The 25,882-nt window shown below is 37.8% G+C and carries 18 protein-coding genes and 1 riboswitch; of the genes, 14 read left to right on the plus strand and 4 right to left on the minus strand.

The features are described from left to right. Nucleotides 1-73 precede the first annotated feature (73 nt). Nucleotides 74-2,101, minus strand: coding sequence for a TonB-dependent receptor (locus DNK85_RS09675; protein ID WP_119329370.1), 2,028 nt, complete (start codon nt 2,099-2,101; stop codon nt 74-76). Between the two features lie 60 nt (nt 2,102-2,161). Then, nucleotides 2,162-2,380, minus strand: a riboswitch (cobalamin riboswitch). A 484-nt stretch (nt 2,381-2,864) separates the two neighbouring features. Here DNK85_RS09675 and dxs point away from each other — a divergent pair. Further along, nucleotides 2,865-4,730 carry a 1-deoxy-D-xylulose-5-phosphate synthase gene (dxs, locus tag DNK85_RS09680; protein WP_119329385.1) on the plus strand — a complete coding sequence of 622 codons (1,866 nt, stop codon included), beginning with the start codon at nt 2,865-2,867 and terminating at the stop codon, nt 4,728-4,730. A 1-nt stretch (nt 4,731) separates the two neighbouring features. Here the strand turns inward: dxs and DNK85_RS09685 are convergent, their stop codons facing one another. Continuing rightward, on the minus strand, nt 4,732-5,964 hold the full coding sequence (locus DNK85_RS09685; RefSeq protein ID WP_119329371.1) for an MFS transporter: 1,233 nt from the start codon (nt 5,962-5,964) through the stop codon (nt 4,732-4,734). Continuing rightward, nucleotides 5,961-6,386: a nuclear transport factor 2 family protein gene (locus DNK85_RS09690; RefSeq protein ID WP_119329372.1), complete on the minus strand. Its 426-nt coding sequence runs from the start codon at nt 6,384-6,386 to the stop codon at nt 5,961-5,963. The genes DNK85_RS09685 and DNK85_RS09690 overlap by 4 nt, the downstream gene beginning before the upstream one ends. A gap of 119 nt (nt 6,387-6,505) precedes the next feature. On the opposite strand from DNK85_RS09690, the gene DNK85_RS09695 reads away from it, so the two are divergent. The 6 genes from DNK85_RS09695 to DNK85_RS09720 all read left to right on the plus strand — a co-directional run bounded on the left by DNK85_RS09695 (nt 6,506) and on the right by DNK85_RS09720 (nt 16,323). Next, complete coding sequence (locus tag DNK85_RS09695) at nt 6,506-7,357, plus strand: LysR family transcriptional regulator (protein ID WP_119329373.1); 852 nt, start codon at nt 6,506-6,508, stop codon at nt 7,355-7,357. Nucleotides 7,358-7,696: 339 nt separating this feature from the next. Then, on the plus strand, nt 7,697-8,686 hold the full coding sequence (gene trhO / locus DNK85_RS09700; protein ID WP_119329374.1) for an oxygen-dependent tRNA uridine(34) hydroxylase TrhO: 990 nt from the start codon (nt 7,697-7,699) through the stop codon (nt 8,684-8,686). 184 nt (nt 8,687-8,870) lie between these two features. Further along, nucleotides 8,871-10,283, plus strand: a complete 1,413-nt coding sequence (locus DNK85_RS09705) for a coniferyl aldehyde dehydrogenase (RefSeq protein WP_119329375.1) — start codon at nt 8,871-8,873, stop codon at nt 10,281-10,283. A gap of 138 nt (nt 10,284-10,421) precedes the next feature. Continuing rightward, nucleotides 10,422-13,247 (plus strand): ATP-binding protein, encoded by a 2,826-nt coding sequence (locus DNK85_RS09710; protein ID WP_119329376.1) that lies wholly within the window; start codon nt 10,422-10,424, stop codon nt 13,245-13,247. 33 nt (nt 13,248-13,280) lie between these two features. Beyond that, nucleotides 13,281-14,498, plus strand: coding sequence for a pyridoxal phosphate-dependent aminotransferase (locus tag DNK85_RS09715; protein ID WP_119329377.1), 1,218 nt, complete (start codon nt 13,281-13,283; stop codon nt 14,496-14,498). A gap of 346 nt (nt 14,499-14,844) precedes the next feature. Further along, a complete protein-coding gene (locus DNK85_RS09720; protein ID WP_162896662.1) occupies nt 14,845-16,323 on the plus strand; it encodes an SGNH/GDSL hydrolase family protein in 1,479 nt (492 codons plus the stop codon). 3 nt (nt 16,324-16,326) lie between these two features. Here DNK85_RS09720 and DNK85_RS09725 read toward each other — a convergent pair whose 3' ends face one another. Next, entirely contained in the window at nt 16,327-17,757 is a 1,431-nt protein-coding gene (locus tag DNK85_RS09725) for an RHS repeat-associated core domain-containing protein (RefSeq protein ID WP_119329379.1), read from the minus strand. Nucleotides 17,758-18,190: 433 nt separating this feature from the next. Between DNK85_RS09725 and cphA the strand changes: the two genes are divergently transcribed. The 7 genes from cphA to DNK85_RS09760 all read left to right on the plus strand — a co-directional run bounded on the left by cphA (nt 18,191) and on the right by DNK85_RS09760 (nt 25,879). Further along, nucleotides 18,191-21,004 carry a cyanophycin synthetase gene (gene cphA, locus DNK85_RS09730; RefSeq protein ID WP_119329380.1) on the plus strand — a complete coding sequence of 938 codons (2,814 nt, stop codon included), beginning with the start codon at nt 18,191-18,193 and terminating at the stop codon, nt 21,002-21,004. 12 nt (nt 21,005-21,016) lie between these two features. Next, entirely contained in the window at nt 21,017-22,717 is a 1,701-nt protein-coding gene (locus DNK85_RS09735) for a Mur ligase family protein (RefSeq protein ID WP_119329386.1), read from the plus strand. Nucleotides 22,718-22,736: 19 nt separating this feature from the next. Then, nucleotides 22,737-23,558 (plus strand): cyanophycinase, encoded by an 822-nt coding sequence (locus DNK85_RS09740; RefSeq protein ID WP_119329381.1) that lies wholly within the window; start codon nt 22,737-22,739, stop codon nt 23,556-23,558. A 20-nt stretch (nt 23,559-23,578) separates the two neighbouring features. Next, entirely contained in the window at nt 23,579-24,430 is an 852-nt protein-coding gene (locus DNK85_RS09745; RefSeq protein WP_119329387.1) for an isoaspartyl peptidase/L-asparaginase, read from the plus strand. Nucleotides 24,431-24,453: 23 nt separating this feature from the next. After that, nucleotides 24,454-25,236 carry an acetolactate decarboxylase gene (locus DNK85_RS09750; protein ID WP_119329382.1) on the plus strand — a complete coding sequence of 261 codons (783 nt, stop codon included), beginning with the start codon at nt 24,454-24,456 and terminating at the stop codon, nt 25,234-25,236. Nucleotides 25,237-25,313: 77 nt separating this feature from the next. After that, nucleotides 25,314-25,736, plus strand: a complete 423-nt coding sequence (parS, locus tag DNK85_RS09755; protein ID WP_119329383.1) for a type II RES/Xre toxin-antitoxin system antitoxin — start codon at nt 25,314-25,316, stop codon at nt 25,734-25,736. Then, complete coding sequence (locus tag DNK85_RS09760) at nt 25,733-25,879, plus strand: RES family NAD+ phosphorylase (RefSeq protein WP_268876847.1); 147 nt, start codon at nt 25,733-25,735, stop codon at nt 25,877-25,879. The genes parS and DNK85_RS09760 overlap by 4 nt, the downstream gene beginning before the upstream one ends. Nucleotides 25,880-25,882: the final 3 nt, after the last annotated feature.

Consider the following 25,882-nt stretch of genomic DNA (forward strand, 5'->3'; position numbering starts at 1 on the left):
TTCTGAGCCAGGATGGCGCAAAAGCGATGGATGGCAAGTGATGTAATGGTATCAGCTGTTGCATAATCAAGCGCTAGAATTGATATTGAATATTAAGCATTGCAACAATGCCATCGGCGGGATAGTAGCTGAGATCTTTTAAATTATAAGTTGAAACATAATTGTAATAGAACTTGTTAAACAGGTTATAAATATTGAAATTAAACTGCCAATGATCTAGCTGATACTTAGCACCAAGATTGGTAAGGAAATAACCACTTTGTTTGCCAAGGGTATTGGTGTAATCACCATAGGCGTAGCTTGCACTATAGTATTGCTCTTGTAACCAGAACGAGAGTTTATCATTTAGTTGCCAATGGCTATGGATCTCAGCAGTAAAAGGCGGCTGTCCGGGGACTTGGTTATTGCTAATATCAGTGTTAATTCCAGCAAAGGCTCCCGATCTGAATGTATTTAAGTTCAAGGCAAAACTACCACCAATGCTTAAGCTCGACAGCCATGTATAATCAAGTGCAAATAAATTACCAATGGTCTGTGTTGGTGGTAAATTAATATTGGCACCTGGGAATTGCGAACCTGAAACTGGGTAACTTGGATCATAATCAATTTGATTATTAATCAGCATCCAATAAGTACTATTTTTCAAGGTTAACTTATCGTTTTTATAGTTATTATCCAGCTGATAAATCCATGCCGTTTGTGGATTTAAGCCGAAGCTTGTCGTTGTCCCAGGTGTTATATTAGATTGATCAATAAAGGGTAGCTGATAGGCATATGAAGCTGACACGCGTGTATTAAACGCTTTATTCCAGTTGTATTGCAGATAAATATTACCCGCGCCAATATTAATCACTTGTGAGCCTGAACTATTACTCGAGATAAAATCACCCGTAGTATAGCTATGCTCAAAACGCCCACCAATGCCACTTTGCCAGTTTTTGTTGAAGGTGAAATCACTTTGATTAAATAGTGCAATATTTGTTTGTGTCGCATTATTGGTGGTAGCGCTTTGTCTAAAGCTTTGGGTATTAAACTCGCTACCGAACGTGTTTTTTACAAAATTATTGTCAAATAGGATACTAGGACGTAAATAAAATAAACTGCTACCTTGTTTAGAGGAGTAGTTTGAATCTGCAAAAATAGCATTAGCCCATTGCTGTTGATATTGCGATTTGAGGTTAAATTGCCATTGTTTATCAACTGTTTGTTCAAAATTAAGCTGTGTATTAATGGTGTGATTAATATATTTTTCTTTACTGTTTGTTGCTTGCCATGGATTGTCATCACTTTCGCTTTGTTTTAATGCACCAGGGAAATGTAAATATTGATAACTGTCACTGAAGTTTAGTGTAAACTTTTGTGTGTTAGTTTGATGCATTAAAGCAATATAGGCATTATTGCTATTGTTGCGAGAGTAATCGCGATAGCCATCAATACTCTGACTGTTGTTAGCAAGCTGTAAGCTCCAGCTTTTTTGGTTATCTAATAACTGATTAATAAATACATTAACCCCAGCGCCAAAAGGATAACCACCAGATAAACCAATGATGTACTGGTTTTTGGCTATAAATTTTTGTTCAATATCGATAGTACCACCTAAGCCCATGCCACCGTAGAGTACGCTACTGGCCGTTGGGTTTATATCGATTTTTTCAATGCTGTTTTGTGGGATCAGAGAAATATTCTGTGCTTGCGAATTAAATTGATTCAGTGGGATACCATTTAATAAAACGCTTGCACGCTGTCCTTTTAAGTAAAAACTTGGATTTGCCGCACTGCTATTGGTGCTATTGATCCAGGCACGCTGGGCAATGGTGTAATTAATGCTTTGGTTGGCATAATTTGGCGTCAAAGACACACTAATTGGTGCTCTATAGGCATTGCTATTATTTCGTGTTTTGTTTTGGCCATTATTTAAATGATTTGCATAATTTATAACAATCGTTGGCAAGGTGTATTCAGTTGCTAAAGGATGTTTATCATTGCTAGTGGTTTTGAGGTTATTATCACTGTCGTTATTCTGTTGATCAGCAAAGGTTGTTTGCCCAACGATGGACAATAGTATGATGGCACTTAAGATGCGAAAATGGTATGGTTGCATGAAGCCCTCTTTGTTGTTTATATTCCCGTAAACGATGTGTTATACCAACCACAAAGTGATTTATTATTGGTATATTAGGCAGGTTTCCGGACTTTATACCTATCAAAATGCTTTACGATGGGTATGACCTAAATGCTTCTTCCCAGTTTCCCAGTGAATGACTGCAAGCGATGCTTTGATTAGTTCAAAAGATCGTGGTTTACCGTTGCGGGTACAGTATTGGATTTGCACCAATTTCCCTTTTAACGCATGTTTCATACCCATTAAAAACTTCTTTAACAGTAAGCACCGCAAAATAATTTATGATGGGTATATAACTTACGCACCTAATAGGTGGTGATATTAGAGGGCTTTATTGCAAATGGCAAGAGTAAACGTTGGCTTAAGCGTAGTCGAAGCCAATTTCCGTCTTTATCTTTTTTTACATTCGCTTCGACTTCTCTTAGGGCACGGCGAGTAATTTTTGGAGCCTAGTTGTAATAAGCTTAAATACACCCTGTGAATTTGTTACCTCGCCCCTTGTGGGATTGCTCGTGCAGCTTATGCTGTGCGGGTGAGGGGTACTAAATGACACTACGCTAGCTGAGCGTTAGTCGAAGCTTTCATTTGCTTCTAAGTGACCTTTTTAACTTTGCGTAAGGCACAATTGACTATTGAGTTAATAACATTAAAAGCAAAGAATATTAAGGGTTTTTCTTGAGAAAGGCAGCATAGTAAAGGATACTATGCCACAGAACTAAAATAGAACAAATTGCTTGTTGTTATGTCAAAAACAAATCGTGCAAATTACTCTTTGTTATCACAGATTAACTCGCCTTGTGATTTGCGCAAACTTGCCGTTTCTCAATTAACACATTTAGCTTGTGAAATACGCATGTTTCTTGTTGAAACCTTAGATGTCTCAGGAGGGCATTTTGCCAGTAGCTTAGGGGCTTTAGAGCTAACGATTGCTTTGCATTATGTCTATGATACCCCCAACGATCACTTGGTGTGGGATGTGGGACATCAAACCTATGTCCATAAGATTTTAACAGGGCGTGCGGACGAGTTGATTACTATTAAAAAACCTGGCGGCATTTCAGGTTTTCCAAAACGCAGTGAAAGTCAATATGACAGCTTTGGTGTTGGGCATTCAAGTACATCAATTGGTGCGGCTTTAGGTATGGCAGAAGCTGATAAACTGAAAGCATCAACGGCGAAATCAGTCGCCATTATTGGTGATGGTGCCTTAACTGCAGGTATGGCATTTGAGGCATTAAATCACGCCGGTGGCATGCATGCAGATGTTTTGGTTGTGTTAAATGATAATGAAATGTCAATCTCTGAAAATGTCGGTGCATTAACCACACATCTGACTAAAATTCTATCAGGTTCAACTTATAACAATATTCGTGAAACCGGTAAAAAATTCCTTAAAAAACTTCCTGGTGCTTTTGAGCTTGCAAAGCGCTTAGAAACCCAAGCTAAAGGTATGTTCGTACCTGCTAACTTATTTGAAGCACTTAATTTTTATTACGTGGGTCCTATTGATGGGCATGATATTGAAGCATTAGTTGAGGCGTTAAAAACGATTAAACACCATGAAGGCCCCAAGCTTTTGCACGTATTAACACAAAAAGGCAAAGGCTATGAAAAAGCAGAAGAAGACCCGATTAAGTTTCACCATGTCAATCCGCAGTTTAATTCGAATTTAGAGACTAAAGGCACATCACAAGCCAAATTAAGTTATTCCAATATCTTTGGGCAGTGGATATGTGACATGGCAGCAAAAGATCAAAAGCTCGTTGGTATTACGCCGGCAATGCGTGAAGGATCAGATTTAATTCGTTTTTCAAAAGAATATCCTAAACGCTATTATGATGTTGCCATTGCTGAACAGCATGCAGTAACTTTTGCAGCAGGTCTTGCTTGTGAAGGTTATAAGCCCGTGGTTGCTATTTACTCAACATTTTTACAGCGTGCCTATGATCAAGTCATTCATGATGTCAGTTTGCAGAATTTAGATATTCTTTATGCTGTGGATCGTGCTGGAATTGTAGGGGCTGATGGTGCAACCCATGCAGGTGTTTTTGATTTAAGCTTTATGCGTTGTATACCCAATACCATTGTTATGACACCTAGTGATGAAAACGAGTGTTATCACATGTTAAGTTTAGGCTTTACACACCAAGGTCCTGCCATGGTGCGTTATCCGCGCGGTACGGGTGTTGGTGCTAAGATTACGCAAGACCTTGATCTTGCTATAGGACAAGCAAAGTCTGTGCGCAAAGGTCAAAAAGTGGCGATTTTAAATTTTGGTACTTTGCTACCACTAGCGTTGGAGGCTGCAGAACACCTTGATGCTACAGTTATTGATATGCGTTTTGTTAAGCCGTTAGACACGCAAATGATTGCAGATTTAGCAGATTCACATAAGATAATTGTTACATTAGAAGAAAACGTAATTATGGGTGGGGCTGGATCAGCAGTGAATGAATATCTAGTGGCGAATGATCTAACAACTCAAGTCAAAGTACGTAATATCGGTTTACCTGATCGCTATCAGGATCATGGTGATAAAACAGCACTATTAGCAGAAGTAGGTATTTCTGTAGATGGAATTATTAAGCTGGTTGAATCAATTACTTAAGCTAAATAGCAGAACAAATTTCATCTGATACCTTTTTACGATGAGAGATGACAAGGTAAGTGACAAACCATATAAGTAACAATACTGCCCAAAGAGCATAAGAAATAATAAGTCCATCATAACCAAAGCGCGTTAAATAAGCACCTAGGCTACTAAAGGCAAAAGCAAAGAGATTTTGAACCAATCCAATGGCAGATGCAGCAGTTCCACGGCGGTTTGGATGTAGTGATAGTGCTTGGCTAACTAAATTTGGCATCCCAATCCCTGCTCCAACGGTAAAGATGAAAAAGGGAATGGCTAATAACCATGCCGATAGCGTAACACCGATAATTTCGGCGATAACAACCAGGATAAAAACGAGAATAGCAATACTCACAGGTAATATAAACATGCGTTTAAATGAGGTGCCTTTTTTCAGTAACCATTTAGAAAGAAGTCCACCCAAAATAAATGCCACTGAAATTGGTATAAAGAACATGCTAAAGCTCTTGGTAGCAAAATGAAGCTTCGTTAATAAAAAAGGAACCTGTGATAAGTAAACATAGACTGACATGTAGATCGTTGCACTGGCAAAGGCAAGTATCACAAATTGAGCATCAAGAATTAAATGTTTGTATTGTTTTAATATCGATAATACGATATGCGTTTGTTCTAGTTGATGTTGCGGCTTTTTTGCTTGTGGTTTTTGAGAACTTGGCGCAGGCAAACTTAATGTCAGTGCAATGAGAATAATTGCCAGAATAGTCAGGGTGACAAAGAGTGCTTGCCAATGACTAAATGAAAGGATAACGCCACCAAACATTGGTGCCAATGCTGGCATTGAACCGATGATGATAAAGCCTGAGTTAATCATATGTTTTGCTTTGTCTTCAAAGTAAGTAAAGCTTAGTACTTGCCATAAACAAAGTGCACTAGCAGCACTTAAACCCTCAATAAAGCGCGCGAAGATAAAGGTTGATATATTTGGTGAAAATATGGCAATCAGATTAGCGATAATATAGAGTGTAAGTCCGAAAATGAGCACCTTAGAGGTTTTAATATGATCAGCAATTGCGCCATATAAGGGAATACCAATAGCTAAACCCAGCATATAAAAGCTCACGGTAAGACTAATATGTGCTTTAGTAGTGGCGAAGACTTGTTGTAGTGTTGGAATCGCTGGAATATAGATATTGACAGTCAGGATAGAGAGTAAAGCAAGTAAATAAATCAGTAGTTTTATACGCATGCTCATAGGGTTTCCTTGATGTGAGATTTCTTATGATAGGTTTGATGTAGCATATTGGAGTCTTCCAAAACGCGATAAGAAATGATCTGATTATCTTTAATCTCATAAATTGAGATGATGTAAGTGGCAAAAAATTCATTATTGTGTTTAAAGGTGCATTCAAGATAGCCATATTCATAAACAAAATTGGTATTACCACTGGCAACGATATCCATTGGTGTTTTGCTAAAGCTTGTTACCGATTCACGAATATTGGCAAAATGACGAGTAATTTCATTTTTGCCATGAAAGTCTCCGCTCCATGGTGCACCGATACTATCACTATGCCACACAGCATCTTCAGCAATAAGTGCTAATACTTGCTCTGTTTCAGCTTTTTTTTGATGGTCTAAAAATTTACGAATGATTGCTAAGTTATGTTGATTCATGATAATTACCTTAGGTTTTTGAACTTGTGCTTAAGTATACAGCTTCTTATGTTAATTAAAATTGAATAATATTTAATATAATGTTAACTTATTTTAAATAAAACGTAAGAGGAAGATCGATGAATTATACCTTACAACAATTGCGTATTTTTATTTCTATTTATGAGCTAAAAAGCTTACGACAAAGCGCAGAAGTAATGTTCTTAACACCTCCGGCACTGACCAAGCAGCTACAAAACTTGGAAGATATTCTTGGATTTCGATTATTTGAACGGGCGAATAATAAATTGATTGCAAATAACAAAGGGCGTGCTTTTTATGCGCTTATAAAGCCGATGTTGCTTGAGTTTGATCGAATTAATCAGTTGGAGCTACCATTTTTAAAGCATAAAAAACCAACGCTTAAAATTGCTTTATCACAAATATTTGAGCAGAGTTTATTTTGTAAAATCAGTCAGATCATGAAGCTTGATCAATCATTTGATTACGACCTTGTTGTCGAAAATAAAACAAAGCATATTGAGCTATTACTTAAGCATGAAGTAGATGTGGCTTTAGTTGTATTAAACGAGGGTGAAAAAAATATGCTAAAAGATCATGGGTTCGAAGTAAAACTGTATACTGAAATTGTTTTTGATGTTTATGTTGCATGTGATTTAGCAAAAAATTTTAAAGATATTACACAGGACTTGAAAACATTAAAATGTATTTTACAAACCCAAGTAAAAGATACACTTCAGATTAAAAATGCACTTTATTTTTCTTCTTATACGACAATATTACATGCCATTACCCAAGGGATTGGTTATGGCTTTTTACCAACGGCGTTGTTATCGACTCAAGAAAGGAAGGTGCTTTTGAATATTAACCAACAGATTTCTGAGAATATCTCTAATATGCAAAGTTATTATGTTTATGCGCAAAGTTCACCATTATTGAGCCTCATTGAAATGGCTTTTAGCACTAGATAAAAGCTATTATAACTACCCCATCTATATTTAGAAACTAAATACGTAAAGCATAAATGAAATAGCTATATTTGGTGTTTAGGTGAAATGGTGTATAATGCGCCCAATTGCACCTGTTGTGAATGACGTTTTAATTCTGGCAGTGGGGAAAAGATAAAAAAGATAAAGTAGAAAAAGCTATAATTTTAAGAAAATCCCGTCAATTTATGGCTGCCACCTTCTGGCAAGAGGGTAGTGAGATTGCAAGGTGGGTACCGAAATAGGAAATGCATAATTGTTATTTAAGCGTTAAATGATATGAATGTTGATAGTATAAATAGAAAGAGTATAAAAGGGTATAGCATGTCAAAGTATGTGGTTTCAGCACTGTATAAATTTGTCACACTGGAAGATCATGAAGCATTAAGAGTACCGTTGTTAAAAACAATGGAAGACAATATGGTGCGAGGAACGTTGTTATTAGCCAAAGAGGGTATCAATGGCACGATTGCAGGTACTGCATCGGGTGTTGCAGCCGTGCTTAAATTTTTAAAATCCGACTCCCGTTTGGCTAACTTAGTACATAAAGAATCATATGATGAGCATATTCCCTTTAATCGCAGTAAAGTAAAACTAAAAAAAGAAATTGTGACTTTAGGTGTTGAAGGACTCGATCCTCTTAAAGTTTGTGGGACTTATGTTAAGCCACAAGACTGGAATGCTTTAATCTCTGATCCAGAGGTTTTATTAATTGATACACGCAATGATTATGAGATTGAAATAGGTACCTTTAAAAATGCGGTTAACCCACATACTGAAACGTTTCGTGAGTTTCCCGAATATGTTGAAAAACATTTAGATAAAAGCAAACACAAAAAAGTCGCAATGTTTTGCACCGGTGGTATTCGTTGTGAAAAATCAACAGCCTTGTTGAAAGAGCAAGGTTTTGATGAAGTCTATCATTTAGAGGGTGGTATCCTCAAATACCTAGAAGAAGTTCCACAAAAAGATAGCTTATGGCAAGGTGAATGCTTTGTGTTTGATTCTCGTGTTGCCGTGACGCATAATTTGGCAAAAGGGCAATATGATCAATGTTATGCTTGTCGTCGTCCTATTACTGAAGAAGACAAGTTGAAACCTGAATACGAGCAAGGTGTGTCTTGCCATCATTGTAAGGGTAACCATACCTCTGAGCAAAGAAAACGTTTTTTAGAACGCGAAAAACAAAGTCAACTAGCGCGTGAACGTGGTGAGTTGCATATTGGTGAAGAGGCAAAACAAGCAGGATTAATTCGTAAAGCGCAAAAACAACAAAAACGTGAAAGAGATCGTTTGGCAAATAAGAGTCGTTAACAATAAGTAAATCATTTAAGTAAATAAGTTTATTTACTTAGTAATGAATCAAGAATAAGTTGAGCTTTAATTACCCCTCACCCGTGCAGCTTGAGCTGCACGAGCGATCCCGCAAGGGGAAGAGGTACTAGCTGATGCAACTTATTTATAAATTATTACTTAAAGCAAAGGGATAGCTAGATTAATGGAAAATATCGATAAAAAGCATTTATTAAAACTTTTTTTGCTACAGCAAAAAGCTTTCTCACTTGATCAATATCCTGAATATTTACTGCGTAAAGACAAGCTTAAGCGTTTGTATTTGATCCTGTTAAAATATGAAAATGCATTGATTGAAGCAGTGAATGATGACTTTGGACATCGCAGTGCTAATGAAACATGGTTGAGTGAGATTTTTCAAGTGACGCATACTATTAAGTATGTACTAAAGCATTTGCGCAGTTGGATGGCTAAAGAGAAACGTCACACCAGCGTTATTTTTAAGCCGGCTAAAAATTATGTTTATTATCAGCCATTGGGTGTTGTCGGTATTATGGTGCCGTGGAACTATCCCATATTGTTGAGTTTGTCACCCCTTATCTATGCGTTGGCTGCGGGAAACCGTGTTTGTATCAAACTATCAGAATATACACCTAAAACCAATCGTGTGATTATGGAGATTTGTAAGCGCGTTTTTAATATTGATGAAGTGGTGGTTGTCACGGGCGGTGTTGAGGTGGCACAAAGCTTTAGTGAGTTGCCTTTTGATCATTTGTTTTTTACTGGGTCAACTACTATTGGTAGAAAGGTAATGCAAGCTGCAGCTAAAAATTTAACACCCGTTACGTTGGAGTTAGGGGGAAAATCACCTTTAATTATCAATCAGGATTTCCCTTTGAAAAAGGCGGCTAAAATGATTACTTTTGCTAAAGGGTTAAATGCTGGACAAACATGTATTGCACCGGATTATGTTTTTGTTCACGCGCAAAAAGTCGATGCATTTATTGCTGAAATGAAGATAGCATTTAAAGAAATGTATCCACAATATATGCATAATGACGATTACAGTAGTATTATTAATGATGAGCAATATAAGCGCTTACAAGGGTATGTTGAGGAGGCAAAAAAGCAAGGCTTTAAGATTATTGCACTAGATGAGTCTAAAGTAATTAATCAGCATACTCGAAAAATACCTATTTCATTGATATTAAATCCAAAGCGTGATTTGCAGGTGATGCAAGATGAAATATTTGGTCCATTATTGCCTGTGTTAAGCTATCAGTCGATGGAGGAGGTTGTAAGTTATATTAATCAAAACCCTCGACCATTAGCGGCTTATCTTTTGAGTTATGATCGTGTTGAACAGGAATATATTCATAAGAATGTGATCAGTGGTGGAATGTGTGTGAATGATGTGTTAAATCATGTCGCACAGCATGATTTACCTTTTGGTGGTGTTGGTCACTCAGGAATGGGGCGTTATCATGGTTTTGAAGGGTTTAAAACGTTTTCTAATGCCAAATCAGTTTGTCAGCGTGGCAGACTCAATAGTGCACTTTGGCTTTATCCACCCTATGGGCAACGATTTAGTTGGTTTTGCAAATTTTTCAAAGGATAACTAAGGGTAAGATGAGTCATATTTGTTATCTTTTTTAAAAGCTGTAGATAACTCACCTTTGCTAATGCAAATGCTAATGCAAAATCATTTATGGGTGATATAATTCTTCATCAAATGCGCTAAATAAAATATTATCTCATGCTTAAAAATGTTGGCATCCGCGGTCGGATGATTTTATTAACCTTATTACCAACGCTGACTGTGTCAGCATTGCTTGGATTTTATTTTATCAGCATGCGTTTTTCTGATTTGGATCGTAATTTATATATCCGTGGCGAGGCAGTTACAACAGAGCTTGTTGCTGCCTCTGAGTATGGACTGTACTTTGATAGTAAAATTATATTGCAAAATGTTACGGATAATATCTTAAGTTATCCTGATGTGCGTATGGCAGCAATCTATGATCGCGATGGCAATTTACTAACATTCACAGGCAGAATTCCGCAGGTAACGCCTCGTTTTTTCAAAGAAAATTCAGATTTGATTAGTAAAAAAATCTTTATGCAAGAAGGGCATAAAAATATCCAATTTTTAGCGCCTGTCATTTCACGCACGATTAATCCAAAAGAAACAAGTGTTGATAAGCTCTATACCGAAAAGGATCAACGTATTGGTTGGGTGGTGATTACCTTAAGTCGTGAAAACACTATTATGAATCAGTATCAGGCAATTATTGCAACATTGTTGATTGTATTAATTGGATTAACGGTAAGTATTTTATTTGGTTTACGTTTAAGTGGTGATTTGATCAATCCACTTTTTGATATTATCAATGCTGTAAAACGGATTAAAGAAGGTGCTTTAGATACTAAGCTTGATGACAACCCGCCAGGTGAGCTTAAGAATCTTGAGGAAGGTATCAATAGTATGGCACTGTCACTGAATAATGCCCATCAGGAAATGCAGCGTAATATTAAGCAAGCAACAAGAGAATTAAGGCATACACTCAAAACGATTGAACGTCAGAATATTCAATTAGACCAAGCGCGCAAAGAGGCTATTGAGGCCAGTGAGATAAAAAGTAAATTCTTAGCCAATATGAGTCATGAGATCCGTACACCAATGAATGGTGTGTTAGGTTTTCTAGACTTATTGGCAAAGAGTAAGCTTAACTCATTACAACGCGAGTATTTAGAAACAATTATGTTATCTTCTAATAATCTATTGAGCATTATCAATGATATTTTAGACTTCTCAAAGATCGAATCAGGTAACTTGATTCTTGAGCATCAACCTTTTAATTTACACGAAGAAATCTCTAATTGTATGATGTTATTTAAGCCTAGAGTGATTAAGCAGCAGGTTGACTTTGGCGTTTTGCTTGATCCGCAATTGCCAGAAATGGTCATAGGAGATGCATTGAGATTTTGCCAAATTTTAACCAATCTTGTTGGTAATGCACTGAAATTTACTGAGCAAGGGAGTGTGTGTGTTAGCGTTAAATTAAAAGCTATTCATAATGAGCAAGTTGAAATATATGTCGAGGTCAAGGATACAGGCATTGGGCTGTCACCTGCACAAATTGATAAACTGTTTCATGCTTTTACACAAGCTGACTTGTCAACCAGTCGCAAATATGGGGGCACAGGTTTGGGACTTACCATTAGTAAAACGCTTATTGAGAAAATGCATGGGGAAATTAATGTTAAGAGTGAGCTTAATCATGGTGCATGCTTTAGTTTTAATGTGTTTTTTGATAAAGCACCAAGCTCAGTAATTGAAAAAACACATTCAATAAGTATTAAGAAGCTTATTGTTTATAATCAGAGTCAATATGCAGGAGAGATGTTTCTTTCACATATTGCGCTATTAGGTATTGAGTATATTTGTTGTGATAGTGAAACCGCATTAATCGATACGGTGGTTGAGCAGAGTGACATTGATATTGTATTGATTTATAACACTTTGCCTGACATGCAGAAATTAAAACAATCATTAATGATGGATTTACAGGCATTTACACAAGCAGATATCTTTCTTATAGCAAATACGCCTTTAAATCAACTATTTGACTATACGCGTCAATTAGGGCTTAAGAATTGTTTAAACTATCCATACAAACCTAATAAATTAGTTTCTTTTTTAGAGAATAAGCTTCAAGTCACCGAAAAAGAAGAAATTACTACAGTATCTGATATGCCTAATATCAAGGTGGAGCAGCCTATATTAATCGTTGATGATAACCCCATTAATTTAAAGCTTTTGCATATTCTACTGAAGTCAAAAGGCTATTCGCCTGTTGATGCTTTGAGTGCAAAAGAGGCGTTGTCACTGGCTGAAAAGCAAGATTTTATAATGGTCTTAACCGATGTACATATGCCTAAGATGGATGGTATCGAATTATGTCATGCTTTGCGTCAAGATGATCGCTATCGCGATGTCCCGATAATTGCTGTGACTGCAGATGTTGTAGAGGGGCAAGGTAAGATTCTATTGCAAGAAGGTTTTGATGCCATACAAGTCAAGCCGATTGATGATAGTGCATTATCTGAATTATTGACGCATTACTTAGGCAATTGTGATATGCCAGCACAAGATGATAATACTCAAAATGATCAAGTCACTGAAAGTGATAAAAGTATAGCTCAAAAACCTCGTAAAGCTGTGACAAAGGAAAGTGAAATCTATATTGATATCGAGTTTGCTTCAAGCTTAGCCGGTGGCAATATGGTGTTTGCCAGAGAGATGTTAGATGCATTTATGACTTCGTTAAATGATGCCGTTGAAGATATTGTAGCGGCTTATCAAAATAATGAGGGTAAACGTTTAAGAGACTTGGTGCATAAGCTCCACGGTGGTGCCAGTTACTGTGGCGTGCCTGCGTTGAAAAATAAATTGGCGCAGCTTGAACACGCACTGCAGCATAATAACTACACTATTGATACCATTGTGCTGGAGAAATATGAGCAATTTGTGTTGGTTTGTGATAAAACAATACAAGCTTATCATCAATATAATCAATAAACTTGAGTCAATAGTTTTAAGGAGTGAAAGCGAATGTTAGATCAAGCAAAGCGTTTTAGTCAGCGTGTGCTAAATGTTGAAGGTTCAAAAGCCGCCGAAATGGCAGCAAGAGCAGTAAGCCTTGTCAAGGCAGGACATAAGGATGTGATTTCTTTAGCCGTTGGTGAACCTGGATTTCATTCACCAAATGAGGTGAAAGAAGCAGCTAAAAAGGCGATTGATAATAATCTGACGCAATACACTCCAGTTGATGGTATTGTCGCATTAAAAGATGCAATTGTAAGACGTTACCAACGTGACTATCAGTTTAATTTCCAACATAATGAAGTGTGTGTTACCACGGGTGCCAAACATAGCTTATATAATATTTTTAATTGTATTTTAAATGAAGGTGATGAAGTACTTTTCTTTTCACCTTTTTGGACATCATATCCCGATATGATTAAGCTTGCGCATGGCAAACCAGTGATAGTTAAGACAGATCATCACAATGACTTTCAGCCAACAGAGCAAGACATAAGAGCCAAGCTCAATACCAAAACAAAGGCATTAGTACTTAATATTCCGCATAATCCAACTGGTGCCATATATCACAAAGAAACATTGAGTATGATCGCGCGTGTATTGAAAGATTATCCTGATGTGTGGGTTATCAGTGATGATATTTACGATATGCTTTACTGGGGAGAGCGTCCACTAACATTGCTTGAAATGGCGCCAGAGTTAAAATCGCGTTATGCGATTGTCAATGGGGTATCCAAAAGCTATGCAATGGCAGGGTGGCGCATTGGCTATATCATCGCACCAGATGATATGATTAATATGCTAAAACGCTATCAATCACAATCGATGTCATGCGCTTGTTCGATTTCACAATATGCAGCAATAGAAGCACTTAATTTACCAAGATCAGCATTATCACAACAGTTAGCCACATATCAGGAGCGTGTTAACTTTTGTTATGGGGCATTACAAAATATTCCAGAGATAGATTGCCTATTACCTCAGACAACGTTTTATTTATTTCCTTATGTTCAGCCGATTATTGATGCATTGGGCTTTAAAGATGATTTAAGTTTTTGTTTGCATTTATTAGAAACCAAACATTTGGCAGTGATGCCTGGCTCAGCATTTGGCGCATCGGGTTATTTACGTCTTAGCTGTGCTGATGAGATAAGTGTCTTAAGAGACGCCATGCAGCGCTTAGTTGACTATGCTAAACAAGCAACGATGCATATCAAAGCGTTATAATTAAGTTATTAGAATAAAGAATTCTCACAAGAAACTTAATTCTCTTAAAATAATCTTAGGGATGTTTATCGCATTTTTGCAGCAGCTAATCTAGTTACTGATAATGCAGATACTGATTATCTTCCAAACTCAAATAAAACCTACAAACATAGCCTTATTCCTTGACATCAATGCCATGCGTGTGGATTAATACCTGTGTGTCATGCCTTTACAAGGTGTGATAACGATGTCTGTTTATGATTGGTGGATAAAATCTCAATAAGACATGATTTTGTGGAAGGAACTGCTTAGGTGTTACACCACAAGTACGCATCAACGTTTATTAGAATCTAGGAAGGAGTCATATATGTTCTGTACAAATAAAAAATCACTATCGACTATTATAGCATTACCTCTTATGGGATATGTTGCACTTAGTAGTGCTGATGCTAGATCAGAATTAATTTTAGAGAATAATTGCGATTATCCAGTGGTTTTTAAGGTGAAAGGTGATGATGCAGGGACAAGCTTCAATACGGAAATTTTACCTAATCAATATTACTTAGCAGGTGAGTATATCAATAGCAATACATTTAGCCATACTACCTCAGATATTCGTATATCTTTTACTTCCTCTAAGGATATGAATAAACCATTAGCCGGTGTTCAATATTTACTAAATAACGGTTGGATAATTAATAATGCAACCTTTAAGAGGATCAGTGGCGACATGGAGGTTGAACATCGAAGTTTAACCACAGCTTATGAAAAATCATGGTATAGTTACACATTATCAGGTAATTTGAATATTCCAAGCTTTACTATCTCAGCTTGCTCAAGTGCGCTAAATTTAAATGGAAGCGATCTTGAGCATGTAAATCGGGTATTAATTTTTGGTGATAGTTTAAGTGATCAAGGTAATATTTATAAATTCTCAGGTGGACTGATTCCGAAATCAACCCCTTATTATAATGGCATGTTTTCCAATGGTAATGTTTGGGCAGTACAGTTTGAAAATATGCTTAAAAGGTATGGCATTATAGTGAATAATTACTCCGTAGGTGGAGCAACCGTTGTGTTAGCTCCGAGCTGGACGCCATTAGGCTTGCCTTATAATCTAGAAGCAGAAGTTAAAATGTATCAACTAGATAAACAAAGCCGGTCACAAGGTGAAAATAAATTAGCCATTTTTTTTATCGGTGCAAACGATTATCTCAAAGCAGACAAATCAATGCGTAAAGAGGAAATGGATCATGCGGTGAATCAAGTTGTCGGTAAAATTATCTCAGCAATTGGAGACGTTGATGCGGATAATACATTGATTGTTGGGCTGCCCAATTTATCATTGACGATTGAGTCAAAAGACTTAGGCAATCAAGCCGTATTAAGCTATATGAGTAATCTACACAATACCTTGCTAAAGCAGTTTGCCACACCCGAAAGTCATGTTAAATTTATTGATCTTGATAAGATGTTTCAATGGATGTTAGAAGATCCTGAAGGTTTTAATCAAACATATCATACCCGATTAGATCTTAAAGTTATTGGGCAGTCTTGCTGGCAGGGAGGATATTTTGCTGCTAATCAAAGTGTATATGCTAAAGATCAAGATGCTTTTTACCGAGCGCTATTGATGAAAAATGCAACAAGTGAAAATAATCTAGAATATATCAATAAAGTGCCATTATCTGCAGATATCAAGGCAACAATTGTGGCTTCAAACAGTGGTCAGATGTGTAATGACCCATGGCGTTATATCTTCTGGGATCATATCCACCCAACCTATCAAATACAAAAAGCACTATATCAGTATGTCATAAATGAAATGGGCGTTAAGGGGCATTAGTATCTACATAGATATATCCTCCATATTACCAGAAGAAAGTTCAGTAGCGACTCCTACTTGCTTTAACATATTTTTAGCATTATCTGTAAGTGAGCGATTCATATCATTTATGCTTTTATGCAATAGGGAGGAGATCAATGTTATCATTCTATTATCAGTTTCCTTCAGATTCTCCAACTCAACTTTAAGTTCTTGCATTGCAAAGGTTTGTGCTTGGCGCCTATAGTTATCCAATCTTCCAGAAAGCGGGTAATCATGGGCAATAATGTTTATAATGTCCACTTGGAGCAATTTGACTTGATCATAATACCTCTGAGTGTATTGGTTAGGATAGTATGCATACTGAGAGAGGAAATCATCACGAGTCCTTCTCAAGCGAGCTAGCATTTCTTTCTTATGTCCTGTCCTTGTCATTTTGTTAATATTTTCTGAGCCATAAAGGTCGTCTACTACACGATCTGTGATCTCACTGCAAAAAAGGAATTCATGAGGTTTCTTTTTAAACGACTTTTCTTCGTACAAATTTTCTTCGTACCAGTTTTGATAAACTATATCACTCACATCGCGACTTGACCACCCCATGCCATACCCAATCCCAATACCAGTTAAAGCAGAAGCAAGCACTGTACCCGCGACTCCAAGAGCTTCTTTCCAATTAAATTTATGTCCACTAGGGTCAACCCCCATTAATGGATTGTTGTTACCATAGAAATAACCATTGATTAACCCTTGATTATTAAAAGCATAACTATCCACTTGGATAAAGCTTCTTAAGCTTGGATCATAATCACGCGATTTGAGATAATACAAACCAGTCAATGGATCAAACATATAGCCCGAATAACGAAGCGGATTAATAGCAAGCGCTAATGATCCATTTTTATTTTCCGTCCTCTGTCCTTCGTCCTCTGTCTTCTGAACCCCATAGACACTATATTGATAAAACTTCGGCTTATCACCCAACTGACCAATCACAGAACCATGACGATTGTGTAACAGCACAGTTGCATCACTCATGATACTCCGCACAGTCACATTATTCGCTATTAAATACGCGGATGATTGTTGTGTACCATCGCTTGTGTTTAACAGTTCATTATTACGTGAATAGTAATGCACAAGTACTTGAGTATTACTTTGCGCCACAGCGCGCAGACCATTAGCATAGTAATAATCACTCTCTTTAGCCTCTGAGGCGAGACTGACTTGTGTTAGTGCATTTGCCGCATTATAACTAAATCTTGCCCCTTTATTATCCCTAGACATATTGCCATTGGTATTATAATGAATTGCTGAGCTAACCAAAACACGCTGATGATTTATGCTTTGCTTACCCACAGATTTAATACTAGCTAGTGAATATGCCATGCTCTGGGTGATTAACAGACACGACATTACGATGCCAATGTATAGTTTAGAGTTATTATTTAACATTTTTAGATCATTATTTGTTTTGTTTAAAATTAAGTAATGAGCATTTAAATTTATAACGTAGGGAGAAAGTCAACAACAATTTATAGCTGGAAAAAGATGGTATTAAATTGTCTGATAATCAAGAAATTGATAAGCAGTTAAACATTGAAATATCGATTTAAGTTATTGCAAAATTAATATTGGATAAAGCGTTTTTAGCAGGGTGAATATTAATATCAGTGTCCTGACCAAGTTTCAAAAGAATGCTAAACATGCGATCAATTATGAAGCCTGCAAAGTTATCATTGACGATTCAGCATCTTATCAATCACTAAAATGCAAAATACAAAAATTCTGACACAGGAAGTGTCAATGTCTGGTATACAAAGGGTTTAACTTTGATTATCCTAACGGTTAATGTCTTTGGAGAAAAATTACAAACAGGGAGAATATAATGCAAATACTATCCACGAATGTCTATATTGGACCAAATATTTATGCTGGCTTTCCAGTTATCAGACATGTAATCGATCTTGGTGTTTTAGAAAAATGGCCATCGGCAAAATTAGGTAGTGACTTTATTGATGCACTGATTGAAGCGTTGCCAGGACTGAAAGAGCACGGTTGTTCCTATCGCGAACCGGGTGGTTTTATTCGTCGCCTGCGCGAAGATGAAGGCACGTGGATGGGGCATATTTGGGAGCATGTGGCAATTGAGTTGCAGGATGTTGCAGGCAGTAATGTAAGCTTTGGTAAAACGCGTAGCACAGGTGTCCCAAGGCAGTACAATATGGTTTTTGAATATAAGCAAAAAGATGTTGGATTGCAGGCGAGCTTTTTGGCACGTGATTTATTGATGTCGCTGTTACCTGAAGAGTTGCAAATGGTATTAAAAGTTGATCTTAAAAATTTTGACTTTGAGGAAGAAAAAGTTCGCTTTATTAAATTTGCACAAAGCAAAGAGTTTGGACCAAGTACAGGATCGTTAGTTGAAGCTGCAACAAAGCGTGATATTCCGTATATTCGATTAAATGATCAGTCTTTGGTACAGTTTGGGCATGGTAAGTATCAAAAGCGTATTCAGGCGACGATCACCAGTGAGACTAAACATATTGCCGTTGAAATATCCTGTGATAAAGAGCAAACCAATACGATTTTAAATGGTTTGGGGTTGCCTGTGCCAAAACAGCGTAGTGTACGCTATGAAAATGATGCTTTATCTATTGCCCGTCATTTAGGCTATCCCCTGGTCGTTAAACCATTAAATGGTAATCATGGTCGTGGAATAAGCATTAATATTCAAGATGATGAAAGCTTAAAACAAGCATTTGCAGTAGCAAAAGAGCATGGGCGCTGGGTGATACTAGAGCAATATATCGAGGGTTTTGATCATCGTATGTTGGTGGTTAATGGTAAATTAGTGGCGGTGGCAAAACGCGTACCTGGGCATGTCGTTGGTGATGGTAAACATACTATTGCTAAGCTGATTGATATCGTCAACGAAGATCCAAGGCGTGGTGTCGGGCATGAAAAGGTATTAACGCGTCTTGAGCTTGATCACCAAGCATTAACTTTATTAGAAAAAGCCGGACTTACTGCAGAGAGTGTTTTACCAAGTGGTGAGATTTGCTATTTGCGTAAAACGGCGAACCTATCAACAGGGGGGACTGCGATTGATTTAACCGATGTCGTTCATCCGGATAACCGTGAGATGGCAGAGCGTGCGGTCACCGCTATTGGTTTGGATGTTGGAGGCGTTGATTTCCTATCCCCTGATATTACCCAGTCTTATCAAGAAGTCGGTGGTGGGATTTGTGAGGTTAATGCCGCCCCTGGCTTTAGAATGCATGTGGCACCTAGTGAAGGCTATCCCCGTGATGTTGCAGGAGCCGTTATGGATATGCTATTTCCTGATACTGAACGCGCACGCATTCCGATTGCAGCAATTACTGGTACCAATGGGAAAACAACGACAACACGTATGGTCGCGCATATGTGGAAGATTGCAGGTAAGTGTGTAGGTTTTACCACAACCGATGGCGTTTATGTCAATGGCAAGCTAAGTGTCGCAGGAGATATGACAGGTCCGAAGTCAGCACAGATGGTGTTGCGTGACCCTAATGTCGATGTTGCAGTCTTTGAAACTGCGCGTGGCGGTTTGCTTAGAAGTGGCCTTGGTTATGATTATTGTAATGTGGGTGCATGTATTAATATCGCTGAGGATCATATGGGGCTTAAGGGCATCAATACACTAGAGGAGTTAGCTGAGGTTAAACGTATTGTTACTGATGCAGCACGCAATGTTGCCGTGTTAAATGCCGATGACCCGCACTGTCTAAAACTTTCTGCCTACACGCAAGCAGAGCATATTATGTATGTGACAATGAACCCAGAACATGCATTGGTCAAAGAGCATATTCGTGCTGGTGGCAAGGCCGTTGTTATTGAGAAAGGGGTTAATGGTGACATGATCACGATCTTTGATAACCATATCCATATGCCGGTATTATGGACACATTTGATTCCCGCAACGATGGAAGGGCGAGCTATACATAATGTGCAAAATGCGATGTTTGCTGTGGCGATTGCTTATAGTATGGACATGAGCTTAGATGATATTAAAAATGGCTTAAGAACTTTCACTACTTCTTTTTATCAAGCGCCAGGTCGCATGAATTGGTTTGATGAACATCCGTTTAAAGTACTAATGGACTATGGCCATAATCCAGCAGCTGTATCGGCAATGGGGAAACTCGTTGAGCAAATTGATACTAAAGGTATTAAAACTTGTGTGATTGCAGCCCCTGGAGACAGACGCGATCAGGATATTGCTAATATTGCTAAAGCTGCAGCACCTTACTTTGATCAGTTTATCTGCAAGCAAGATGACGGTTTAAGAGGGCGTGAATTTGGTGAAATTCCACGTAAATTAAAAGAAGCATTGCTAGAAACCGGTATTTCTGAAGATAACATTTACATTATCGAAAGTGAGCAAGAAGCTGTTGATTATGCATTACAACATGCTAAAGCTGGTGATCTTTTAGTTGTGTTTGCCGATAATATTAAACGCACTTGGAAGCAGATTATTCATTTTAATAAAGCAGGTGAACAAACTAAAGATATGGTGGCAACGAAAACCAATACAACGATTGAGCTTAGTAAAAACCATGGTTTGGCAAAAGAGATTGTACAGATGATGCAAAGTGGCATTATTGCGGATGAACGTGGTGTGCGTCTTGTCGCAGTTGTTGAAGAAGATGCTGATTAAGTGGGTGTGATTATGCATGAAATTCCTGAAGGCTATTCAAGGCGCTTAGTTGGGCCGAATTTATTTTTTAATGAAACCGGTGTTGTGCTTGATATCCCGCTTAAAACGCATCAACAAGTACTTATTAAACTATGGCAAAAAAACTGTGATCGGCTGTTACCTCTGCTTGGCTTTTCTGAGTATAAACTGGCACATAAGGCATATAGTGAGGGTTTGCGTTTAGCATTTACCGCACCTTGCGACATCTTGCTTGCAAGTTGTGATGTGATTGATTATACATGGCAAGCAGCATGTTATGAATTTTCACATCAAAAAATACTGGCGTTGGATAAAACACAAAAAATACGTTTACTTCAAACAATAAAACAAGAACAAAATCTTGCGTATCGTATACTGTATGCTAATGCTAAAGCGCATGGTTTAAATATCTTCAGAGAAAAAGATCATGCTTATGTTGGCTCAGGTATTGGACGCTATAAGTTGTCGCTATTAACCGATGATTATTTATCCCTGACATGGCAAGATATTTATGATATCCCACAAGTGATTGTTACAGGCACCAATGGTAAAACAACGACGGTTCGTTTAACGAACTTTATCTGTCAGCATGCCGGTAAAATAAGTGGTTATGCGTCAACTGACTGGGTTGCTATTAATGGCGAGATTATTGATCGCGGCGATTACTCAGGACCAACGGGGCATCAGTTTGTATTAACCAATCCAGATGTTGAAGTAGCTGTTTTAGAATCAGCGCGTGGCGGATTGTTAAAACGTGGCTTAATTGAAACGCAAGTTTCAGCAGCAACAGTGACTAATGTCTCATATGACCATATGGGAGAGGATGGCGTTGAAACCTTAAATGATTTATTTGATGCTAAATGTATTGTTTATCGCGCGTTAGCTAAAGATAATAGCTTTGCAATTATTAATATGGATGATGGACTTTTACAGCAGTTGGTAACACAGCTATCAACACCTAAAATCTTGGTCAGTCAAGCGAAAATATCATCCAAGGTTTTAAATCAATTAACAATAAATGATCATGCCTGTTATGTTGCTGATAACTGTTTTATCTGGTGGCAACAAGGAAAAACCAGGTCTTTGGTCAAGCTAAGTGACGTGCCATTAACAATGAATGGGCACGCAAAGCATAATATTGAGAATACCTTGCATGCGATTGCCTTGGCTTTTGCTTTGGGTATTTCTTTTGATAAAATAGTGACCGCGTTATGTACGTATCAAAATACTGCAAGAGAAAATCAAGGACGCGCTAATATCTATATACTGAAATCAGGTGCAATAGTAATTGTAGATTTCGCGCATAATCCAGCAGGATTTGAGGCGATTTTATCTTTGGCACAAGCGTATCAGACAAAAGCGGGTAGACTCTTTTTGTTGTTTGGTACAACAGGTGACAGAGTTAATCTGATTGAAGCTAGCTCAAAAGTGATTGCTCAGTATAAGCCTGATAAGATTCTGGTTAAAGAGCTTAAGAAATATTTGCGTGGTGCTACACAAGGAGAAATTCCTAAGCAAATTGCAGCGTCACTGATTCGTTTTGGTCTAGAAAAAGATACAATAAGCTTAGTTGATGATGAACTATCCGGGGCGAAATTGTTACTTTCACAATTAAAACAAGGTGATGTTTGTGTGCTGTGCTGTCATGATCGCATTACTGATGTTGGCGCCTTGGTTAAGACATATTGTAAATAATGAACAAATAGGAGTAAGTATGCCTGCACCAAAAGTTTCAGGTATAAAACGAGGATATATTATCCCGATTGGTGGACGTGAAGATAAATTAGTTTCACCTAAGGTTTTACAACGATTTATCGAATTATCGGGGGACAAAGATGCCTATATCGTTATTATCCCAACGGCATCTAAGCTGCCAGATACCGGTAGTGAATATGTCAAAATATTTAAGTCTCTAGGGGTTAACAATGCTGTAAGTCTTGAGATTCAAATGCGTGGAGATACCGATAATGAAGAGTATCTTCAGCATTTTGAAAAAGCAACAGGTATTTTTATGACAGGTGGTAATCAATTGTTGTTATCAACTGTGCTTGGTGGCACTAAAGTGGCACAAATGATTCGTCGTTGTAATGCCAAAGGTGTACATGTGGCCGGTACTTCAGCGGGAGCGGCATTTATTTCTGAACATATGATTGTTGGCGGTGCTACTGGATTTATGCCACGTTATAATATGGTTAATATGGCGCCAGGCTTAGGTCTAACCAATAAAATACTGGTTGATCAGCATTTTTCTCAACGTGATCGTTTGGGTAGATTATTAACTGCCTTGTCATATAATCCATTTGTCACTGGGGTTGGGATTGATGAGGATACGGGGGCATTTTTGGCAGACGATGGTATGATTGAAGTCATTGGCAGTGGCGCGTTAACGATTATTGATATGTCACATATCGAGCACTCATCGATGTCACATGCGCGTGATGATGATCCGATAAGTTTGGTTGGTATTCGCATGCATCTGTTGCTTGAAGGAAGTAAATATGACACAAATGCACATGCCGTTAAGGTTGTAAACTAATAGCAGGGTAGATGTTAAAAATGCAAAAAATTATTATCCATGGTGGCTGTGGCGCCAGAGAAGATAAAAACACTCAATTTAGTGAGTACCATGTGCACCTATTGACCATTGTTGAAGAAGCATATGCTTTTCTTAAGACCTATGATGATGCGTTAAAAACAGCTGTTTTTGCAGCAAAGTTATTAGAAGATGATCCTATATTTAACGCAGGTACGGGTTCACGCTTGCAGCAGGATGGGCAGGTGCGTATGTCAGCATCGATTATGGATGGTGCAAAAGCCAAATTTGCAGGTGTGATTAATATTCAAAATATTCAATATCCCAGTGAGGTGGCTTTAGCCCTTTTGAATGAACATCATAGTGTTCGTGCAGCTAATGAAGCGACGCGCTTTGCTCATGAGATATTACAAATGCCTGAGTATAACCCCATTACTGAGCATCGTTATCAAGAATATCTTGAGTTGAAAAAAGGTTTAACTGGGACTATTGGTGTTGTTGTATTAGATAGTGTAAGTAATATTGTCTCTTTAACCTCAACAGGAGGTGCTGGCTTTGAAGTGCCAGGACGGGTGGGTGATAGCCCAACAGTTGCTGGAAACTATGCGTCAGCTATTATGGGGATATCATGTACTGGTATTGGTGAGCATATTGTCAATCAAGCAGTGGCAGCAAAAGTGCATACGCGTGTTAAAGATGGCATGTCTTTAGATGAAGCAGTTGCCAAAAGCATTAAAGAAAGTGATGCATTAGAGGATTATGTTGGTTTGATTGCACTAGATCACAAGGGCAATATTACCACCGGCTCAACTCAGGTTGCACAAACGCTGTTTGCTTATCATGATGGTGAAAAAGCCAAAACTTTTTATCAATAAAATAAACCAAAAGGGAGAGTATAGTGGCTAGAATAATTAAACAATTGGCATTAACTGTATTACTAACATCTGCAAGTACAAGTATATTTGCCGAGAGTGCACCACCGCCATTATACCAATATGGAACAATTACGGCACTGATGTCAGGCAATTATCATGCAGTGATAAGTGTCAAATCTGCAAAAGCATTAGGTAATGATTTTGGTGTCGGTGCAGGTGAGGGATTGGGTGAAGTCATTGTGTTGGATGGTAAGTACTACTTAGCCAACATGGATGGTAAGCTCACACAAATGAAACCAGCAAGTGGCTTGTCTTATCTAACTGCAGTTGATTTTATGCCACTGAAAAAACTAAGTTTTAACATTAACAAACCTGTAGAGATCACTACGTTTCAGCAGCAATTATTAGCAAAACTAGGAAATAATCAGCTGACTTATGCGGTTAAATTAACTGGAACATTTAAGGAAATCTTAGCACGGAGTGAGAAAATTGATAAGTCCACAAATACACCATTGGCCGAATGGCTAAAAGAGCATGAACATCGCTTTAGTTATCACAATGTACAAGGGACTATGGTCATGTTCTTCTCCCCTAAATATACACAAGGATTTGGTGTACCAGGATTCCATACACATTATATTGCTGAGGATTATAAAAGTGGTGGACATGTGTTAAGTGCTGAGATTGAAAAAGCTAAAGTTCAAGTGATGCCAATTAATGAGATTAATCTTAGGGTTGGTGATGTGAAAAATACAGCAAAAGAGGTGGACCTAACACTGGTGCATAAAATTGAAAATGCGCAATGAGATAAAAATATTCAAAGTTGCATAATTTAAATCATGTGATATATTCTTAATATATCAATTATAAAAAAGGTGATGCTATGCAACAGGGTAATCAAAGTAACTTTTGGGATGCCGTTGGTATTCCATCGCGTGGTGAGCGGCTTTATCAGGCAATTCATGAAGGATTTAGCTGTGAGGTTTTTAGCAAATTGGCTGATATTTCTGGGATTGAGAAAAATCAGCTTGCTAAAATTACAACAATAGCACCCGCTTCACTTAATAGAAGATATAAAGCGGGTTTTTTTACTGAAGCTGAAAGTGATAGGTTATATCGCTATGCAGAGGTTTATAAATCAGCTTTGAATTTATTTGAAGGACATCACCAGAAAGCAATGCATTGGCTGATGTCTCCGGTTAATGGATTGGGTGGCAAAAAACCAATTGAGATGCTTAGGACATCTGCTGAAACAAAAGCAGTACTTGATCTCATCGGTAGACTTGAGCATGGCGTTTTCGTATGAGTAAAGTCTTTGCCTATAGACTGGTGAAAAGCAAATTTATGCAGGATGCATTTACTGGTGATGGTGCCAGAATATATGGAGGAAGGTGGAATAATAAAGGGAGTCCTTGCGTATATTGCGCAAGCTCCAGCAATTCCCGCTGAGTG

Origin of the sequence: Cysteiniphilum halobium (assembly GCF_003574425.1) — a bacterium.
Taxonomy (GTDB): domain Bacteria; phylum Pseudomonadota; class Gammaproteobacteria; order Francisellales; family Francisellaceae; genus Caedibacter; species Caedibacter halobius.

Excerpts from the sequence above, each read along its gene's own strand:
- DNK85_RS09675 (WP_119329370.1), bottom strand. The coding sequence starts at position 2,101 with ATGCAACCATACCATTTTCGCATCTTAAGTGCCATCATACTATTGTCC.
- dxs (WP_119329385.1), top strand. The coding sequence starts at position 2,865 with ATGTCAAAAACAAATCGTGCAAATTACTCTTTGTTATCACAGATTAAC.
- DNK85_RS09685 (WP_119329371.1), bottom strand. The coding sequence starts at position 5,964 with ATGAGCATGCGTATAAAACTACTGATTTATTTACTTGCTTTACTCTCT.
- DNK85_RS09690 (WP_119329372.1), bottom strand. The coding sequence starts at position 6,386 with ATGAATCAACATAACTTAGCAATCATTCGTAAATTTTTAGACCATCAA.
- DNK85_RS09695 (WP_119329373.1), top strand. The coding sequence starts at position 6,506 with ATGAATTATACCTTACAACAATTGCGTATTTTTATTTCTATTTATGAG.
- trhO (WP_119329374.1), top strand. The coding sequence starts at position 7,697 with ATGTCAAAGTATGTGGTTTCAGCACTGTATAAATTTGTCACACTGGAA.
- DNK85_RS09705 (WP_119329375.1), top strand. The coding sequence starts at position 8,871 with ATGGAAAATATCGATAAAAAGCATTTATTAAAACTTTTTTTGCTACAG.
- DNK85_RS09710 (WP_119329376.1), top strand. The coding sequence starts at position 10,422 with ATGCTTAAAAATGTTGGCATCCGCGGTCGGATGATTTTATTAACCTTA.
- DNK85_RS09715 (WP_119329377.1), top strand. The coding sequence starts at position 13,281 with ATGTTAGATCAAGCAAAGCGTTTTAGTCAGCGTGTGCTAAATGTTGAA.
- DNK85_RS09720 (WP_162896662.1), top strand. The coding sequence starts at position 14,845 with ATGTTCTGTACAAATAAAAAATCACTATCGACTATTATAGCATTACCT.
- DNK85_RS09725 (WP_119329379.1), bottom strand. The coding sequence starts at position 17,757 with ATGTTAAATAATAACTCTAAACTATACATTGGCATCGTAATGTCGTGT.
- cphA (WP_119329380.1), top strand. The coding sequence starts at position 18,191 with ATGCAAATACTATCCACGAATGTCTATATTGGACCAAATATTTATGCT.
- DNK85_RS09735 (WP_119329386.1), top strand. The coding sequence starts at position 21,017 with ATGCATGAAATTCCTGAAGGCTATTCAAGGCGCTTAGTTGGGCCGAAT.
- DNK85_RS09740 (WP_119329381.1), top strand. The coding sequence starts at position 22,737 with ATGCCTGCACCAAAAGTTTCAGGTATAAAACGAGGATATATTATCCCG.
- DNK85_RS09745 (WP_119329387.1), top strand. The coding sequence starts at position 23,579 with ATGCAAAAAATTATTATCCATGGTGGCTGTGGCGCCAGAGAAGATAAA.
- parS (WP_119329383.1), top strand. The coding sequence starts at position 25,314 with ATGCAACAGGGTAATCAAAGTAACTTTTGGGATGCCGTTGGTATTCCA.
- DNK85_RS09760 (WP_268876847.1), top strand. The coding sequence starts at position 25,733 with ATGAGTAAAGTCTTTGCCTATAGACTGGTGAAAAGCAAATTTATGCAG.